The sequence below is a fragment of the Paenibacillus sp. 2TAB23 genome (assembly GCF_052115165.1).
In the GTDB taxonomy this organism is placed as follows: Bacteria; Bacillota; Bacilli; order Paenibacillales; family Paenibacillaceae; genus Pristimantibacillus.
This window is the reverse complement of record NZ_JBFRGD010000010.1, coordinates 87,807-107,342: the sequence shown is the minus strand read 5'-3', so window position 1 is coordinate 107,342 and position 19,536 is coordinate 87,807. Positions and strand designations below refer to the sequence as shown.

The 19,536-nt window shown below is 46.0% G+C and carries 13 protein-coding genes; 5 read left to right on the top strand and 8 right to left on the bottom strand.

The window, feature by feature from the left end; translation table 11 throughout:
- Positions 1-13: 13 nt before the first annotated feature.
- The 4 genes from AB4Z29_RS15980 to AB4Z29_RS15965 all read right to left on the bottom strand — a co-directional run bounded on the left by AB4Z29_RS15980 (position 14) and on the right by AB4Z29_RS15965 (position 4,877).
- Entirely contained in the window at positions 14-1,624 is a 1,611-nt protein-coding gene (locus AB4Z29_RS15980; protein ID WP_441944027.1) for a response regulator, read from the bottom strand.
- 70 nt (positions 1,625-1,694) lie between these two features.
- Positions 1,695-3,371 carry a CehA/McbA family metallohydrolase gene (locus AB4Z29_RS15975; protein ID WP_441944026.1) on the bottom strand — a complete coding sequence of 559 codons (1,677 nt, stop codon included), beginning with the start codon at positions 3,369-3,371 and terminating at the stop codon, positions 1,695-1,697.
- Between the two features lie 263 nt (positions 3,372-3,634).
- Positions 3,635-4,189 carry a VanZ family protein gene (locus AB4Z29_RS15970; RefSeq protein WP_441944025.1) on the bottom strand — a complete coding sequence of 185 codons (555 nt, stop codon included), beginning with the start codon at positions 4,187-4,189 and terminating at the stop codon, positions 3,635-3,637.
- Between the two features lie 157 nt (positions 4,190-4,346).
- Complete coding sequence (locus AB4Z29_RS15965; RefSeq protein WP_441944024.1) at positions 4,347-4,877, bottom strand: GNAT family N-acetyltransferase; 531 nt, start codon at positions 4,875-4,877, stop codon at positions 4,347-4,349.
- Between the two features lie 132 nt (positions 4,878-5,009).
- Between AB4Z29_RS15965 and AB4Z29_RS15960 the strand changes: the two genes are divergently transcribed.
- Positions 5,010-6,296: a galactokinase gene (locus AB4Z29_RS15960; protein ID WP_441944156.1), complete on the top strand. Its 1,287-nt coding sequence runs from the start codon at positions 5,010-5,012 to the stop codon at positions 6,294-6,296.
- Positions 6,297-6,481: 185 nt separating this feature from the next.
- Here the strand turns inward: AB4Z29_RS15960 and AB4Z29_RS15955 are convergent, their stop codons facing one another.
- Positions 6,482-6,874: a VOC family protein gene (locus tag AB4Z29_RS15955; protein ID WP_441944023.1), complete on the bottom strand. Its 393-nt coding sequence runs from the start codon at positions 6,872-6,874 to the stop codon at positions 6,482-6,484.
- Between the two features lie 319 nt (positions 6,875-7,193).
- Between AB4Z29_RS15955 and AB4Z29_RS15950 the strand changes: the two genes are divergently transcribed.
- Positions 7,194-7,703 carry a tetratricopeptide repeat protein gene (locus AB4Z29_RS15950; protein ID WP_441944022.1) on the top strand — a complete coding sequence of 170 codons (510 nt, stop codon included), beginning with the start codon at positions 7,194-7,196 and terminating at the stop codon, positions 7,701-7,703.
- A gap of 126 nt (positions 7,704-7,829) precedes the next feature.
- Here the strand turns inward: AB4Z29_RS15950 and AB4Z29_RS15945 are convergent, their stop codons facing one another.
- Positions 7,830-8,315 (bottom strand): NUDIX domain-containing protein, encoded by a 486-nt coding sequence (locus AB4Z29_RS15945; RefSeq protein ID WP_441944021.1) that lies wholly within the window; start codon positions 8,313-8,315, stop codon positions 7,830-7,832.
- Positions 8,316-8,612: 297 nt separating this feature from the next.
- Between AB4Z29_RS15945 and AB4Z29_RS15940 the strand changes: the two genes are divergently transcribed.
- Genes AB4Z29_RS15940 through AB4Z29_RS15930 form a run of 3 tightly spaced genes read left to right on the top strand, consistent with a single transcriptional unit; the run spans position 8,613 to position 10,142 of the window.
- The gene (locus AB4Z29_RS15940) at positions 8,613-9,209 is read left to right on the top strand and encodes a TetR/AcrR family transcriptional regulator (RefSeq protein ID WP_441944020.1); all 597 of its coding nucleotides are present in this window, start codon (positions 8,613-8,615) and stop codon (positions 9,207-9,209) included.
- A 40-nt stretch (positions 9,210-9,249) separates the two neighbouring features.
- Positions 9,250-9,693, top strand: coding sequence for a DUF2269 family protein (locus AB4Z29_RS15935; protein ID WP_441944019.1), 444 nt, complete (start codon positions 9,250-9,252; stop codon positions 9,691-9,693).
- Between the two features lie 14 nt (positions 9,694-9,707).
- Positions 9,708-10,142 carry a DoxX family protein gene (locus AB4Z29_RS15930; RefSeq protein ID WP_441944018.1) on the top strand — a complete coding sequence of 145 codons (435 nt, stop codon included), beginning with the start codon at positions 9,708-9,710 and terminating at the stop codon, positions 10,140-10,142.
- A 513-nt stretch (positions 10,143-10,655) separates the two neighbouring features.
- Here the strand turns inward: AB4Z29_RS15930 and AB4Z29_RS15925 are convergent.
- Positions 10,656-13,676, bottom strand: coding sequence for a GLUG motif-containing protein (locus AB4Z29_RS15925; protein ID WP_441944017.1), 3,021 nt, complete (start codon positions 13,674-13,676; stop codon positions 10,656-10,658).
- A gap of 278 nt (positions 13,677-13,954) precedes the next feature.
- A complete protein-coding gene (gene hepB / locus AB4Z29_RS15920; RefSeq protein WP_441944016.1) occupies positions 13,955-19,294 on the bottom strand; it encodes a heparin/heparin-sulfate lyase HepB in 5,340 nt (1,779 codons plus the stop codon).
- Positions 19,295-19,536 lie beyond the last annotated feature (242 nt).

The following is a 19,536-nucleotide window of genomic DNA, read 5'->3' as shown; positions in this document are numbered from 1 at the left end:
GGCCTTTGTTCACTTATATAGACTTATTCCTGTATTCCCCTGGCGTCATTTTCATGTAGTTTTTGAACACGATGTTAAAATAAGTGCTATTCTCGTACCCGACCAACTTACCGATTTCATGGACTTTGTACCGGGTTTCCTTTAACAATTCTTTGGCCTTGCAAATTCGTAGATTCGTCAAATATTCCTGAATGCTTATCTTCATTTTTTCCTTGAATAGAATTCTTAGATAGTTGGGACTCAAATAAACCCGATCCGAGAGGTAAGTAAGCGTGATTGGCTCCCTGTACTCGTGATTTAAAATTTGTAGAATTTCGTTGATGGTATAGTCATCTTTATTCAGTTTTTTCCGGTCCATGTACGAGGAGACGGAGGCTAGAAGCTTGCCGGTATACTGAATCATATCTGGAATGGTTTGAGCGTTAATAATATTTTTATAAATTACAATATCTTCTTCCGCCATTTTCTCGAAGCTTTCTCCCATACCTGACAGTCTCGTAGAAAGTTGGGAAAAAAGAACGATGAAGAAGCTTTGAATATGATCCATTTTGTTACTGGGATCAAGGACGATGGAATGGACCAAGGTGCTTAAATGCCCGTCGCAGTTTTCACCTTCGCACACCCTGTCTATTAATTGGGTGATTTCCGACTTCAAATCCTTTTGTTCCGTTTCGAAGGCAGCAGGAAGTGAATCGCTACATTCAGAATAATACACGATTTGTCCGTAGCCCAGCTTCATCTTTTTGCTAACGGCAAAGCTGATCTGCTTATATGCGATGTTTAACTCGTCAAGATTAGCAAACAAATCGCTAACTCCAATAATATAGTTATAGTTATTTTCCATTGACAAAACTTTTATTTCCGACTCGATATCATGCAGGCTCCTTGCACCTTCCTCATTCCCTTTATTTAAGGTATGAAGCAAAACGATGATTCCTTTGCCTGATTTTTTTATGAAGATGACGTTCCTTTGATTGCAAATGCTCTCAAGCTTGTATAAAGCTACATTAAATAAATCGGAATTGTGGAAAATATCCGTACCCGCGCCAAAATCAAATTCGATCAAAGCCAGTTTGTACATCCCGATCATACTCAGTTGCAGATCGTTTGCCTGAACGAACATTGATTTTGTTACATTGTCACTTTTACCCGTTACGATTAATTCCTCAAGAAACTTGGTTTGCAAATAATGAAGGTTGTTCTTGAATTGTTCAATAATTTTGTTGTTTTCAAGACTAGAAAGCTTTTCGTCTACGAGAATGGACGTTGTTTTTTTAATGATGGATATCAATTCTACTTGCTTCAAAGGCTTGATTAAGTAGCTGTACGCCCTTACTTCGATTGCTTCCCGAAGCAGGCTTACGTCTTCATGTCCGCTGGAAAAAATGAATTTGACTTGAGGGTTAAATCTTGAAATGTTTTTGGCCATCTCGATTCCGCCCATACCGGGCATCATCACATCGCTAATTATGATGTCTGGCATGAACGTTTTCGCTTTCTCCAATCCATCTAGACCATTGAAAGCAGTCTCAACATGCCGAATGCCCATGATATCCCAGTCCATATAATTTTGCAAAGCGTTTCTCTCAAAATCGTTATCTTCCACAATCAATAGTTTGACCATGTGTGGGATACCTTTTCCTTTCAATGGATTTGTTTATTTGGATACATGTTCAAAAAAATAGTAACATACCCTAAAAGCTGATCTCAAGATCAACCTTCTTTAATATTTTTTTAATGCGTGAAAGCTCGAAATATTCGGCAGGCACTTCTCCCGGAGCATATCGATTATTGGAATTAAAATAACCGAAATATAGGTTTTTGAATATGTGCTGTAATTCATCCAATTCGAACAGTTTTATTTTTTTGACGATGCCGCCAACCTCGATATTCACCTCAGACGTGACTTTTATATTGCATTGGAATTCCTCCGAGAATGTCACCTTACTGATATTGTCATCGATCCAGAATCGACCGTTCACCCGTTTCCCATCTTGTGTAACCTTCACGGTTACCTCCGACTCAAAGCCTCTGTTTTCAAAAGGCTTATTACGGATATAAACGGGATTCGTGATGGCGACATTTCCGGCAGAATCATAACACTTAGCGAGAATATAACTATCCTGATTCACGGTAAGCTTTTCTTTCAAATTGTAACGATCTTCGTTTATTTTATATTCCTTCCAAACCTCTCCGTTGACGATCAACTGGATATGACAGAGAGCTGCCTGGTAACACCGCATAGCTTCAATATGAATGTCAAACATCTCATCTTCCGCATAATTCATGACTGATCCCGGTCGTTGATCATTAACCTTTAATAATAGAATGGGGCCAGAGGAAACCAGATTTCTGCCTGCTTTGACAGATGAGCACAATTCCTCAATTCCAAATTCGTCCAAAAAGGTATACGTTTTAAACACAAGATGTTTTTGTGAATTCGTATCGAAGGTATGATCCGTTTCCGCTACACCTGGCATGAAGTAGCCATTGTTCAAGGCATCATACCAAAGCCGCTGATAATGGACATGGTCGCTGTCATACCCCATAATTACCATGGCATCAATCGATTCTGCCAAAATTTCAAATCCGATCGTAGCCGCGATATTGGAAATAAACTCACTCTGGTGATGCCACCAGCTTGTAGGATGGGCAGCAACGGCTGCTGAATTTTTCCCCTTTTCCTTACCGAGCGCTTCATATGGATATGGAATACAATATTCCGGTTCTTCTCCCACCTTAGTAAATAGCCAAGGATCCCATGTTGAATCGTAATATTTGCTATAGGGGGGCGCCTGTTCATGATTCATTAAGAACATATGCCCGAATCGGCATTTCACAATTTCGTTGCCTATATCCACAATAAAGCTCTCACTGTTTATGGCATGTATCCTCTCCGCATATTTTTCTCTAAACGTTACCTCATCATCATATTGATTATTGATATTCTGAATATGGGTTTCCTGATCATAGGGCGATCCCGCAAAAAAGAAATTAAAGTCCTCACCTTTCATGATCATAGAAGCATTCTCAAGGTTGCCCGTTTTCAGCTTTAGATTGCGCGAAACATGAGAATGAGCATCAAATGAATAAAGCCCCATACGTTTTGTATCGATTAATTCCGTCAGAACAACCTCTACTACAACATCCATATCATCAATTACCATCTGTTTGTGAACGGGGTGGTATAGCTGACCTTTATGAAATTCAAAATGATATTCACCAGGTTCAAGCTCGAATTCATATTCTCCATCGCAATAGAAGGTTGATTGTTTGTCATCTACTGTGCCCTTGCTTAATTTGTGTAGAGAAATCCTGCAGAACGTCCTCTCCATCTTATCATTGCATACATGCACTTTTAATTTCATCATATCCTCCTGAACGCATAGTCATTTACCTTGCCGTCATCTAATCCGGACCATCTTATCCTATTATATAGTCGTAAACAAAGCCTACCATTCAAAAATACATCGATATTTATATCGTTATTTCATCCTCTTATTTATGTCATCGATAAAAACAAAAATGATTGATACAAATCAATATAAGTGCGCTCCATGCAAAAAAACGCCCCCTTCAGCAAGGAGGCGCAATTCGTTCGCTTATAGTCAGCTCGTTTCTTCTACCGCTACAATCAGACTCTATATCTATCGTTCATCGGACGAGTGTTTGAAACAAACTGGATTCCACACAAAATTATTTTTGCGATGCAAAAACCTAACAAAGATCCCATTGCATTTAAAATAAAGTCAGTAACACTTGCAATTCTACCAGTTGGCAATAAAAGTTGCATGATTTCAATGAATAAAGAAAATATTATGCCAAAAAAAATTGGATTTATGTTATTTGACTTCCTATGTAATGCCACAAAAAAAATAAAAATAAGGTACATCAAAATATTGATTAAATACTCCAAATCCCCTGCTAGCAGAGGAATTAATTGTACTTTAATGCTGATTTGAAAGGTTAGAAAGCTGTTCGATGGCAGGAGCGATACAAATAGTATGCCTATCATAACGAATGTAATAGCAAGTTCATTCATTGTCGTTCTGAAGGCATTTATTTGATATCCACTCTTTTTTCTTCTGTAATAAATAAGTGCAAATACAATAGAAATCATTAATAATGTAGACAAAACATAAGGAAGGTACTTGCTGAAAATTCCCCAATATATGATAAAGTTATCCAATGAAAGTGTATCCCCCCAGTGTAATTGCCGTGACATTAAGTATTCGACGATGTTGTAATTTAACTATCTCGTTAGGAAGCTGCACATTGCAGATACCGAGTCTTTGTGGACATTGTTATGAATCACATTTACTTTCCGACCCATGATCTTAATTAGTCTATAAATGAATCCAGAAACGTCTTACAACGTTACCATTTCCCTCTACATACTCCGACTCAAATTGACCGCCATTTTTTAGTATGGTTTTTTCTGATGCAATATTCCCTTCATCACAGACCAAAAGAACTTTACTTAAACCCATACTTTTTGTTTTTTCAAGTGATAATGCTAATAGCTTGGTGGCATAGCCTTTTCTTCTTTCTGCTGGACATATTCCGTAACCGATATGTCCACCGCAATTAAGGAGCTTTGCATGAAGTCGGTGTCTTATATTTACTGCACCAATTACTTTTTTTGAATATCTATCTATAAGCCAGAACGTAGAATGGGGAACGAAGTTCCCGTTCGTTATCTTATTTTCTGTATCTTCCGAGTACAAAAAATCAATCATGGCCTCAAAATTAGAAGGGTCTTTCTTGACAACCCACGGGGTTATATCCTGCTTACTGAACTTCCAATCTTTATAGAATGATAGGTACTCATCCTTATATTCAATAGATGGCTTTACCAACTCAACCGAAACAGACATATTGCCCACCTCATCTGTAAATTTTACCCATAGTTAACTATTATAAATATCCTATCCTTGAACGCTGCCTTTCGGTACAATGGACATGGATAACTACTACTCAAACAGTTAAAATCAGGAGGAACATTCATGATGAACGATCAATTCGAGCAGCTTTTTGATTCGGTACAGGCACAACAGCTGCTTGAGCAGATGTACGGCAGCGAAGAACGAGAGCGTCAGATCGACAGGTACCGGATTTGTATGAATGGATACAGTGCGCAATATGGAAAGACAGAGTCGTTGAAATACTTCAGTGCGCCGGGTCGCACAGAGATAGGCGGCAATCATACGGACCATAACAATGGAAAGGTGCTGGCGGCTAGTATTCAGTTAGATACGATTGCGGCTGCAGCAGCCGTGGACACCGGAGTCATTTCCGTAATTTCCGAAGGGTATCCAGGCGTGTCAGTCATTAATCTAGATGATCTGGAACCGCAGGCAGGTGAGGGCGGGACGGCTGCTTTGATCCGCGGTATTGCACACGGTTTCCAGCAGCACGGGTACCGAATCGGCGGATTCAATGCTTACGTCAGCAGTAACGTGCTTCCCGCGTCAGGACTCAGCTCCTCCGCATCCTTCGAGGTTATGATCTGCCAGATTCTAAGCACTTTTTATAACAACGGAGAGCTGGATGCGGTCATGATGTCGCGCATTGGCAAGCATGCCGAAAATCTGTATTGGAACAAGCCATCAGGAATGCTTGACCAGATGGCCTGCTCGCATGGTGGTATGATCGCAATCGACTTTAAGGAGCCGGCAGAGCCTCAGATCGAGCGTATTCCAGGTACCTTTGAAGCAGCGGGTTACAGCCTTGTCATTGTCAGCACCGGCGGTAACCATGCTGACCTAACAGAGGATTATGCTTCGATCCCAAATGAGATGCGGGCGGTGGCTCAAGCCTTCGGGGTAGAGGTATGTCGCGATTTGACGGCAGAGATGATCTACGGCCGGCTCGCGGAACTTCGCGAAACTGCCGGAGATCGAGCAGTGCTGCGGGCGCTGCATTACCTAGATGAAAATGACCGTGTCGGACGGCAGGTAGAGGCAATTAAGGCTGGTGAGTGGCAGAACGTGCTGAAGTTTATTACCGCATCAGGTAATTCCTCGTGGAAATGGCTGCAGAACATCTACCAAGAATCAGTGTCCCGTGAACAAGGGATTGCGCTTACACTCGCCATTACCGAACGTTTCATCGACCGGTTGGGCGACGGTGCCTGCAGAGTACACGGCGGCGGCTTCGCCGGCGTCATTCTCGCCGTTCTGCCACATGCGGCGGTAGCGGAATACCGGGAACTAATCGGGCGTACGACCGGCACGGAAATGTTTACGATCCGCGTGCGCGAAATCGGAGCGGTCTGCTTGAATACGCGCTTGTAGGTTCGGATGGTTTAATCGTCAATTGTAGGCTTCCCTTATAGTAACAGGTTATTTTTATTCACCTGTCTATCGTAAGGGAGCATGCAATTGTCGGATGATTTCGTGAGATTATTAAACTATCATGCCCGTTTTTTTCAACATAAGTGAGCAAAAAGCTTTAGAACATCGGCACTAATCCCTATTCATTACAGCACCTGCGCAATTTCCCACAAATGTCCGTCCGGATCGGCAAAACTAGCCGTCCGCCGCCCCCAAGGGCGCGTTATCGGTCCATTCAATAACTTGACTCCCCGCTCTTCCAATTCATCGCATACCCGGTCAACATCTGGCACTTGGATCGTGAACTGAAACCGCGCGTCTCCGCCGCGACCAACCTGTGCCGGCTCAATCAACTCGCGGGCATTCGATTGATTTAACAGATTGATGCATGTATTGCCATAATCGAACACCGCACAGCTTTCATCTTCATATATAATCGCAAGTCTGAACGTCTCTTGGTAGAACGCCTTCGACCGATGCAAATCTTCCACAAACAAAGTGATTTCGGTAATTTTTTTCGCCCATTCAGCTGTCGCCATCCGCATTCGACCCCTTTTGCATTTTTTTACATTCCTATTTGGATCATACGAATTGCCCGTTCCAATGTCAATGTTAATATGGAGGCTGTGCTTATTGCATACGATCCTGCGCGCATTGCGCATAACTACCAGTTAGCTTAACGAAGAAAGGATAAACGCAGCAAACTGCTCTTTGATTGTTCAACCATCGATACCCGTTAGCTCAATCAACAATGGTTCAACCTCATTTTCCTCAGTTTTGAGAAATTCAAACGAGCCCCAGCATTATGTTAAGATAGGTTTATCTCAACAGACTGCCAAACATAGGAATGGTGAACAAATGACTAGAGACGATTTAAGTAAATGGATTGAACGGCGTGAAGAAGGACGAGCCAAGCAAGATCTAGAGATCTTGAGCGAGGTTCGCGAGCACTTATTGGAACTGTTGTCAAATTATCCGAATGATGCGGAAATCAACTACCAAACCGGAATCGCATATGACAATTCCGGCCAAGGACATGAGGCTATTCCATACTACGAGCGAGCTCTTAAGTTGGGCCTGACTGGTCCTGATTTAGAAAGATGCCTAATGGGTCTGGGGAGTACATACCGCTACTGGGGGTACTACCAAAAAGCAGTTGTGACGTTACGCAGAGGCTTGAGGGAGTTCCCTGAGAACCATGCCATTCAAGTATTCCTCGCCATGGCTCTGTACAATAACCAAAACTACGAGGAGAGTGTTGAACTGCTGATCACCAATTTAATGGAAACTACATCAGACGAAAAACTTCATTATTTTAAACGTGGGATATTGGCTTACAACGAAGACCTTGATGAAACAGCAGAATAAACTACCTTGTTAGCTTAAAGTACACTATTTAATGTGGATAGCAAAGAATTGTAGCGTTAAACTGTCCGTTAATTGAACAAAAGGCTGCCAACCCGCAGCCCTTCAGGATTTATCTATCGTGATCCGTTAGCGCAATGATTTACTTTGTTGTATTTCGTGTTCCTCAACATAATTGCGATAATCGGTTCCATTGTAATAATCAATAATGTCTTCAATAATCTCTGGATACAATTGGATGGAATGCAACTCCGAAATAGGAATCCACTTAACACCAATCTGGTGAGGATCTGGATTTGGTGGAAGCTTGGGGTATGCACCATTTTTCAACTTGCATTTAAATGTTACTCCCACTGAATGAGTGTCTCCGTAAATGTAGTTGCTTTTCGTTGGTTGATATTCATAAACAAATGCAACCGGACCGACGTCTACCTCGATACATGCCTCTTCTTTTGCTTCCCTTTTTACAGCTTCAATTAGTGTTTCACCTGGCTCAAGGCCACCTGCTGGAAGATTGTAATGCACGCCGTCATCATGATCATTTTTAAACTCAACCAGTAAAATCGCGTCGTTTTCAATGATTAATGCACACGCACGAAGTCGTATCTTTTCCAACCCTTATCACATCCGTTCTCTTCTTGTTACCTTCATGGGGTATTGTACCATTTATCGTTTCTAATAGAAGAGATTAATTAGGTTAATTTGCCCGTTTGCGTAACGTAGGGCTATTATGCAGCAGCTACTTTCGGAGTTCTACTATCGTTACCCAATAGCTCAATAATTTGCTTCAGCTAAATGCTGAATCGAGATATGATAATCACTATTTACAAACCGATGGTCGGTATTTATAATAGGAATATATTTACTTATCAATCGTTGTATAGGCTGTCAAAAGAATACGGAGGGATTGCTTTGAAGCAAGAGGAACGAAGGCAGCATACCATTGGACTGCTGCTTGATTCGACCAAAGCGCTGATACGGGAAAAAGGGTGTCACTCTGTCACTATGAAGGACATCATGGAAAAATCGGGAATGTCAAAAGGCGCTATCTTCCATTACGTGAAGAGTAAGGACGAGATCTTTGCCTGGGTGCTGCAGGAGCGGCTCGATGAGACAAACGAACAATTTATGAGCGTAGTGGAACAAGGCGAAAAAACGTTCGATGGACCCATGCAGAAGATCATTGACCGTCTTCCGGTGCTGGAAGATGTTCAGAGTGTAACGAACAAGGTGCTCATATATTTACTTGGAAAGGAAGATGAGCCTATCGTCGCGGAAGTCCTCAATCAGTATTATGAGCGGTCAGTGCATTTATCCAAGCAATGGATTTTGACCGGTCAACGGCATGGGGTAATTTCGGAATCGATTGATGCGGATAAAACAGCCGAAATGTTCGTCCTGCTATCACTCGGTTTGCGTGTCCGTTCCTCTATTCCTTTAGCATCGGTTTCTTTCAATAACCAAGATTATTCGTCGTTCATGGTCAATATTTTAAATCCCAATAGATAGAGAAGGAAAGGATGCGTGTATCATTAACTTATGGTTAACGTTGCATCTAGTTGGAGTCGTGGTATTCGTAGGAAATATCATTACGGCAGCATTTTGGAAAGTTCGTGCGGATTTGTCAAAAAAACCGGCCATCATCCACAGCACGGTTAAAAACGTCATGCTTGCCGATTATGTGTTTACGATCCCAGGTCTCGTGATCATCATTGTCTCGGGTATTGTGATGGCCGTACAGGCGAAAATACCGCTTTCGGAGCTGAATTGGCTTACGCTGTCGTTGATTTTGTTTGCCGTTACCGGCGTGATCTGGTTAGCTGTTCTCATTCCGCTGCAGCGCTGTATGATCCGCCATATCGCTCCATGCATCGAAAGCGGGAACATCTCCAAAGAGTATCATCAAGCGTCCCGCTATTGGGCCATCTTCGGAATGGCGGCGACATTGCTGCCGATCATCATTTTATTACTCATGATAACGAAAAGCTTCTAAACGGAGGGACAAATATGGTACCTTTATTTGCGCTTGTTGTTTCGTTTTTGCTGTTCCGGGTTTTCGGGCTGTTCGGCTGGTCATATTTCGACAATTGGCATTCTCCGCTTCAAGGAGCAGTGGCCGTCATGCTGCTGCTTACCGCTTCCGCCCACTGGGGAAAAAGACGGCCTGATCTCATCCGGATGATCCCGGCTGCTTTTCCAAAACCGGATTGGATCGTGACGGCCACCGGATGGCTGGAAATCGCGGGAGCCTTCGGCATTCTGTTCCCCACTACCTCCCGCGCGGCTTCCATCTGCTTGGCGATTCTACTTGTGACMATGTTCCCTGCCAATGTATGGGCAGCCCGGGAAAGATTAACTATCGGTGGAAGACCCACACCTAAGCTGCTTATCCGTACATTGCTGCAGCTCGTGTTTCTCGCAGCGGTCCTCTTAGCGGGTTAAGACTGCGGCTTGTTCATGTAGATCCGATAATTAACGATACAATTGATTTACAAGGGTGGAGGTAGCGTGAATTCTTTTCCCGCTGCCTTTCCTTTATAACCGAACGCGTCGAGCTCACGACGTGGCTTTCTCTGCTTGCGGCAACAACCTCTCGCATTCCTTATATAGCACATAGCGATGGACGCCTCTGGAGGAATGCACCACTTTCCTGGCATGCTGGACGGCAGCCTCGTGGCGACCCGCTCTGAGCTCTATTTCGGCGAGCAGCGCTTCATTATAATTAAATTTTCTTCTATATTGAATGCTAGATCGACCAAGTCGCAGCTACGACGATGATGTCGCCTTCCTTCACGCCGCTGTTCGGCCCCTATGATCAGCTTCTTGAGCTTCTTGCCGTCCAGCGTGAAGAACATCGCCTTCTCSTCATCTATTGCGCGAAATAAAAAAGGTGAATTCTCATTCAAAATCGAATCAGAATTCACCTTTATCTGTTTGGGGCATTTGAAATATAATCTATAGGATTTTTTGAAGTCGTAACATAACAGCTGTTGCTTCCGCTCTAGTTGTGTTACCAAAAGGTACAAATGTATGATTTAAACGGCCTGTTACAATGCCATGCTCGAGAGCGGATTGAGCAAAGCCTTTAGCCCATTCGGGAATGCTTGCATCATCCGAATAAGATGAAAATGTAATATTACCTTTAGGCCAGTTCATAACCCGTGCAATGATAGCTGCCATTTCTGCACGATTTATTGTATCCAATGGACGAAGCGTTTCATCCACATATCCTTCTATCATTCCTTGCTTAAGCGCTGTGTATATAGCTGGACGAGCCCATTCTGGAATAGAGTCTTGATCAAGGAATGAAATAGGGGTTGATTCCTCAAACTGCTCGACTTTAAGCATACGCATTAACATGACGACAAACTCCGCGCGAGTAACCGCTGTATTTGCCCCAAAATGTTGAGCACTCGTTCCTTTCACAATACCTAAGCTTGCTGCTTCACAAATTTCCGCCTTTGCCCAATGAAGCTCAATATCTTTAAATAAGCACTTGTTATCAACTTCTATTTCTTGTTTACGTACAATGATCAGAGTATAACGTTTAATGGAACCATTCTCCGCTGTAATCATGATTTCAATGAGGTTAGAACCTACTTTTAATGGCAACTCACTGCTCTTGCTGCCACTTGTAACAACATAATTAACACCATTCATTTGTAACGCTGCAGTTGCTCTAACATCCTCTAATGTTGGAGTGATCCAAATTTGACGCACGCTATGATCTACATTTCGAGTATAGCTCAATGTATCCGAACTAAATTCGGCATCTAGCTGCTCGCCTATATCTAGCACCAATTTCTTGATATTGGAATTGGAGCTAAGCGAAGGAATTCCTGCATTTTGAGAATTTTCTCGCGTTACATTCACGGTATACGTCTTGATTGTCGTTCCATCCGCCGCTGTGATTACCACTTTAATTGTATTTGCACCCACACCCAAAGCAAGCCCAGAGCTTTCCTGACCACTTCGTACTGTCAGTGCGGTTTCCTCATTAATCGCTACTGTCGCTGTTGAATCAGACGCAACTAGGGTAGGTGTTACTTTGATACTACTCACATGATTTGCAACTTGAGATGTATAGCTCGTTATATTTTCTGAAAAGGATGGATTTAAGCTTGCTCCTTCAGATAATCTCAACCCGCTAAGTTTCTCGCTATTATCTGTCCACGAGGCATATAATATGATACTTGTATTGGATGATATCGTGTCCCCCTCGTTATATGAGATTCCAGTACCATCTCTTTCTGTATTCCAGCTATTAAAAAGAAAACCTTGCATTCCCCAATTCTGATCATTACCAATTACTAACACGGGGGAATCTAATGTATATGCGTTACTATTCGTTAGTTCGCTTTCTGGATCTGTATCATTACTTACATAAGTTATAAAGGATTGGTATGCATTAAAATAAGGATAGCCATTATTATGAAGATCCATCTTCCATATATTGTCGAAATCCCAATTCACATAGGAGTCCATTGTCTTCATTGCTTCTGAGTCTAATCCCTCACCAAGATTATCCGACTGGCCGGAAGTTTCGGTATCAAAATAACTGCCTACAATACTCCCAGCAATATTAGACCCAACTAATCCACCTTTAAGATCATCGCCGGTTACAAGTCCGTTCGAATAGCTATTTTCAACAAATCCTTCTAGATTATCACCGACTAAACCGCCCACTATCAGTTCTCCAGTTATAGATCCTGTTGCATAACTATTATTTACTATCCCTTTATAGTTGTAACCTACAGCTCCACCTACCTCACTAATCCCGCTTACATTTCCCTTCGCAACACTATATTCGATTAACGAATCTCCTGTAGCAGGCGATTCGTTCTCACCTACTAAACCACCAACATATGATTCTGCAATCACATTACCTGTCGCATAGCTGTAAGAGATAATTCCCCCCTCATTATCACCTACTAAGCCACCTACATCATCGCCTCCTGTTACATTACCAGTAGCAAATGAATTTTCTATTTTTGTCTCTTCGCTGTATCCAACCAATCCCCCTAAATCATCTTCACCTGTTACATCACCAGTAGCATATGAATCTTTAATATGTGAATTCATGCTGTTGCCAATCAATCCGCCCATGTCATCATCCGTATTAGATACATTGGCATGAGAATAACTTTCGCTAACGGATGAATGATCAAGAGCCCCTGCTAGCCCACCTATATATTGATGTCCAGATACACTTCCTGTGGAACCACTATTGCGAATAGTAGCGTCACTAATGATACCGAATAGACCACCTATATAATAATGGATACCCTTTACTTCCCCATCAAAATAAACATCGCTAACGGTATCATTAATACTATAACCGGTTATCCCACCTACATGGTCATAGCCTTCTACATATGCTTCAGCATTAATATTAGAGAGTATCGTATTTTCACTAAAACCAATAACGCCACCTACATCTACACTTCCACTCCCCCCATACACTGATCCTGTAACCGTAATATTTTCAAATATGCCATCCTGAACATAACCAGCAAGGGCTCCTACACTGTAGTCACCTTCTACATGTGCATTTTCAAGCACGACATTTTTTATACTTCCAGAACCAAGCATATAACCAAATAACCCAAGATGCTGATTGGAAGTATTAGTGTTAATAAACAAGTTTGAAATTGTATAATTATTGCCATTTAAACTTCCCGAAAATGGATCCCCATAGGTGCCTATTGGCTCCCATGATTGACCATTGTCATAATCACTTAAATCAATATCATTAACCAATTTAAAGTAGCTATCCAGATGATCCCTAACTTCATTTAACTGATCGGCTGTAGAAATTAGAAAGGGATCGATGTCCGAACCACTTCCCCCAGCAAAGCCTCCTGCAGCTTGAACGTAGGATCCCTCTGGATTAATCCAACTTGGAATACTGCCAAATACTGTTACAAAAATAATCAAACCTACAATCGCTTGCCTAGTCCAATGCCGTGCTGTCATTACTGTTTTCCTCCTCTGTTTATTTAAGACAAATGTGAACTATTGCAAGTATAACAAGCACCTCTGAAAGAATAATGAAAGAATCTCTGGTTCAGAAGCCAATGGAAACACGTGGTCGTTTCCTCGACAGTACGCCAATCAGCAGTCGACCGAAAAAAGGTACCGTTGCCGATGACCAATTCGAACGAACAAAAAACCACCCATAAGGGTGGTCCGTACTCAAGTTGAGCACTATAGGATTTGGATAGGAGTGGAGCATCCTGACCTGAACCTGTTTTTTAGCTGCTTTTTCGATCCAACAATTTTAGCAAAACGGTTACCGCCTCTGCACGAGTCGCAGAGTCTTGAGGAGCGAAATGATTCGCGCCTTTCCCTTGGATGATCCCGGCATTCTTCAAGGCGGCTACTGCGCCTTTTGCCCAAGCCGGAATGTTTTTGTCGTCCGCAAAGCCTGTTGGTGCATTCGCTTCGATAGGGAGACCCATAGCTTTAGTGAGCATAGCTGCCATCTCTGCGCGGGTAATTTCGGCTTCAGGACGGAAACTGCCGTCTTCATAGCCTTTAACAATTCCAAGATCGATCGCCTGTGCCACAGCTTTCTGTGCCCAGTTGCCAATCCTCTCTAAATCGGTTAATTGAAGAGCCGCACCCTCCGCCTGCGGCTTCAGCGCGTTCATCAGCATGACCGTGAATTCCGCGCGCGTCACCTTATTGCCGGGTTTAAAGGTTTCATCAGGATAACCTTTTATGAATCCGATGCTTATCGCTCGCTTAATATCAGCCTCCGCCCAGTATCCAGAAATATCGCTAAAGTCGCTTTCTGTAGGAGTGGCTGGCAGCGGAGTTACCGGCGGGTTCACTGGTGGGTTCACTGGCGGGTTCACCGGAGGATCTACCGGCGGGTTCTTCTTCCACTGCGCGTACAGTGTCGCGTTTGCCGAACCCATAATAAATGTCGCGCTAGCCGCATGTTTCGTTCCGCTGCCGTCCGTTGCCGTATTCCAACCCGTAAATGCGTAGCCCTCTCTTACCAGATTTCCAGAGTTCCCTGCGATTGTTACCGCGGCGCCAGGCAAATACGAATGGCTATCCGAAGGCACCGTTCCTCCCATATGGCCATTCCCGCTATAAGCAACGGAATATTCGGCCGCAGGCTCATCGCCGGCAAGTGTCAGCGTATAAGTCCCGGCAGGTGCCGCGAATGACAGAACGCCGCCTTCTTCGCTCACTACGCCTGTTCGGTCGGCTTGGCCGGGCATCGAAATTTTCCAATTTCCCGCTTGCATATCGGCTACGGTTACCGTCATTTCCGCCTGAGAACCGTAGACGGACAACGTCACCGATTTATTCAAGCGCTGGCCGCTCTTGCTGAACCAGACCGCTCTGTCCGCGATTTGCACGCCGGTCATCAGATCGGCATCCAGTCTCTGGCTCGGCAGAACCGCCGTTTCTCCGTCGTCCATCACCTGCATAACGTTCAGGAAGTAGTCGGTCTCCGCATGCGCTTCGGGCGATACTTCCACGCGCCATTCGCCCGCTTCGATTGTGTTAAATTCAGGCCTGCCTGAAGGAATGCGCGGATAGTTCGTTCCGCCTGTTTCGAATTCACGACCCGGCCCGCCTACCTTTTCAATGTTCAGATTGTCCGCGAGCGGCAGCAGCGTCTCGTTGACTAGCTTGCCGGTGTATCCGCTATCGCTTCTGGTCACGGTCGTGAAAGTGCCGTCCACAACAGGTTCCTCTTCCGTATGAAGCAGCCATGTCTTCTTGAAATTCGGATTTGAAGAGACGACCTTGTCGAATACAACCATCGCAGCGGGATGATCGGTGTCCTTCAGATTCAGGAACATCATCGAGCGTTCGAACTGCTTGACTTTGTCCGAATAAGCATGCGTCAGATCGCCTTTGATATAGCTGTACTCTGGTGCAAGCGGATCCGATCCGCCGCCGTATGACTGCCCGGTGACCTTGGCCCGGGCGTAGTCCTTGCCCGCCAGTTCCTCGAGCGACCAGGCTTCGGCGTAAGTGCCCGAGCCGTTCGCCCATAGCTGACCGCCATCGTTCAGCAGCGATTGGCCGCGATAGACCGGGACCTCCGCCGGATCGTGGACGAGCATGGAGTTGTGCGCGATCGTTCGCTTGTAGTAGTTCCGGTCATGGCCGCTCATATAGGACTCGGACTTGGCTCCCGGGGCAGGCAGACCCTCGTACATGCCGCTGTCAAGCGCGAGCGAGCCTTGATAATACAGCTGAAAGCTGCCCATATCGAGGTGCTGATGGTTGCCGAACCAATAACCGCCGATTTTCATCTCCGCGACGACGGATGACGAATTTTTGTCGATGGCAGTCGGATTGTCCCAGCCCGTGCGCGCGATCATCGAGCCCATCGGCGAGCCGAAGTATTTGGTAAGCGGCAGCTCGTCAACCGGACTGGAAGCCAGTTCCGGCTTGACGAACAGCATCTCGGCGACCGGATCGATCGTCCCCGGCACGTATTCGCCTTGGAACATATCGTGGACATAAGGATTGTCGTACAAATAAGAAGCGAGCATGGACTCCTTCACATATTTCCATGTCTGATTTACAGGCGTGTAAACATCCTGATAGGAATCGCCATCGCGGAGAAGCTGGCCGTCCGGCCTGCGAGTATACATCGCTCGCATCAGAACATCGCCCTGGGCTTCGGTGAAAATGTCTCCGGCTCCCATCTTCCGCATGATGATCTGCGCCCACAGCTCCGGTTCGTATCGACCTTGCATGCCGTAAGAGTCACCCTGATGATGCATGCCGGATTCATACCAGAAATTACGCACGGGCACGAATTGATTCATGAGCATAACGGCGGCGTAGTTGTAGATTTCGTGCTCCGGATCCTCGTCGTATATGGCGACGCCTGCCGCGAGCAAGTTTTTGAGAAGCTGGTCCTCGCTGTAGTGGCTCTCGATCGCGGGCACCTTCGGCTGCGGCGGATAGCCCATCTCCAAATCCTCGGCCAGCAGCTTCATCTTGGCGATGATATACGACCGCTCCTGATCATCCATGAGCGGGAAGCACCAATCATAGACGATGGCAGCCGCGTTGAGCGTATCTCCGACCTGATGGTATTGTTCGACCGGTGTGAAGTCGACGGTACCCAGAAAGTTTTTGACCATCGTCACAGCCCGTTCTCCCTGTTCCGCATCGCCTTCCACGAGATAACGCATCGCCGCTGCTTCGATCGCCTGGCGTACGCCTCGAATGTAGTTCGTCTTCGAGTCGCCTTTGATCGGGGGCAGCCAGCCTTCCGGACGGTCTCCCGTCTCCAGATCGAGACGAGTCCATGCTTGACCGTCCGTCGACACGTCCACGTCAAAAAACGAATTGCGGACGTTGCCCTTGAAGAATGCCAGCGCGACCGCATGCACCTCCTGTACGGAACCCAAGTCGTACTTCATCCATTGCCCCGCGCCATCAGACGTCCAGTACGTATTAAAGTCCCCGTCCAGCGTCTTCGGTCCTTCGTGGTCGCTGTCCTGCGCGGCGCTCCAGGTCGACGACTGCACGGGCAGGTTGGCGTATCCGCCACCTTGCGGCTCGCCGTATATTCTCGCTTCCGTGATCGAGTTCCAGGGAGCCGAAGACCCGCCGTTGTTCCCTTTGCCTATGATCCGGACATATCGCGCCTGCTGCGCGTTGGGTAGCGGATAGGTTTCAAGCTCCAAGGTCGTGCCGCTGCTGATCGTAAATGAGGCATTATCGCTGCTCGCGAGCACGGCATTCCATACCGTCTGCATCGTCGGATCAGACAGCTTGGCCTGCAGCTGCGGGATATCGGCTGCCCTGACGTACAGCCGGGGATGTACGCCCTGCGGCGGCTTAACGACCGTGTCGGCGGTAACCACGGCCGTCTTCGCCGGCATCGCGACCGTCTCGTCCGTCATGTCCGATTCCCAAACCGCGACAGGCCAGGTCGTCGTTACGTACCCGTCATGTTCGGCTTTGAGCATGTACCTGCCATCATATACTTCCGCATCGATGGCAAACGATCCGTCGGCCCCAGTTGTGGCGATACCGTATTGAGAGGACAAATTGTCATCGTATAACCGAATTTCTGCGCCAACGACAGGCTGACCGGTGTCTGCCGCGACCACCTTTCCGCCGATTGCGTGAAGAACCGATTCCGATTCACTCAGAACCAGATGGGTGTCGGTAAGCCCAGCCTCCGACGCCGTCAGCGGTTGAGAGACGGTCGCATATCCCGGCAAGGAAGCTCGCAGCACGTAGTTGCCGTCATTGACTGCCTTTTGGAACGTATAGGACCCGTCTGCACCCGTTGCGGCGCTATCGAGAGCGTAAATAAAGCCAGTATCGCTCGCGGCGTACACTTTTACAGTTGCGCCGGCCAACCCTTCTCCTTCCGCATCGCGTACCATGCCGCTCACGCCGTGCTTCCGAACGAGATTCATGCGATCAAAGTGAACCGCGCCCGTTTTATCCAGCGTTTCCAGTTGGATCCGATTCAAGCTGACGAGCCCGCTTGTGACAAAGGGGCGATTGAGTAGAACGGCGGTATGCTCGTCAACGCGGATCGCCGGCGGCTTGATATAAGTGCCAGGTTCGATCGCGTCGCTTGTCATATACACGTCGTACGTTTTGCTGTCCATGTTTACCGCGATTCGAATCGTATACCATTTGTTTGTTGCCAGCGAGCCGTTCCCGTTCGGCAGGTCGGCGTTGCCCGCGCCGCTTATGATCTTGGCACCGCCATTGTTCAGAATTTTGATTTGAGCTCCGGGCAGCAACGCCCCGCTCTCGTTTTTGCCCAACAGATTTATATTAAAGGCAAGCTGGTTACCCGCTCCTGAAGCATCCGGTTCATACAGAAACCGCGTTTCCAGCTCATATCTACCGCTTGTAATCGGCTGAATCGGTCGGATCGCGGAGACGCCCGCTGTCGATGCTTGCTGATCTCGCAGCGTCAAGCTCTTGTTGCCTTCCCCCGGTGTATCCGTAACCGAGACAAGTCCAAGGCCGCCGACCGTGTAGGCGCTCGGCGACGAACCGATCGCATCGCCGTCGAAGGAATCCTCAATCGGCAGCGCGGAGAATGCGCTTTCAGAAACCTGAAGATCGTCGTAATAGCTCGTTCCGGTGTTCGAATTTCCGGTATTAACGTACACGTTCCACTTAGCGGCGTTCTCTGGCGCTTCGGAAGTTACGTTGAAGCTCGTCCAGGCATTCAACGGCGTGGATACGTAGGCGGAAGAAGGCGTCCCGACGAGCGTGTTCGATTCGTCATAAAAACGAAGCTGGACGTTCGTCGTTCCCGATTCCAGGTAGACAGCGCCCGTCACCGAGTAGAGATGCCCCCCGGCTGCGGCTTGTTTGTCGCTCTCTACAGCGATCGACGTGCCTGCACTGGCATCTACAACCTTCAGACTGCTGCTTCCGGATACCTTCTGCTCCGTGCTGGCAGAGACGCCGGTCGTGCCGGCCGTCTGCGTCCAACCGGTCAGGCCGCTCTCGAAGCCGCCATTAATGAGCCCCGCCTCGGCCGCCGATACACGGCTTGACGACAACAAAGGGATATTGCCGATGAACAACGCCAAGACCATTAATAAACTTACGAATCTTTTCATTCCTTCACACCTTTCTTCATGATTGTATATTGGCCTATCATTAGACCCGATGCCGATGATATCTAGCAAACTCCATCTCTCTATTGGTATCCATTATTAACCTATACTCTCTTGAATCATAGAGGAGGGATTTGACTTTTAATCGGTACTTTTTTGACAATCGGTGCTGACGACGGAAAAAAAGGATCCAGCAGCATCGATTGCTGCTGGATCCTTTTTTGATTAAGAACGATATCGGTTAT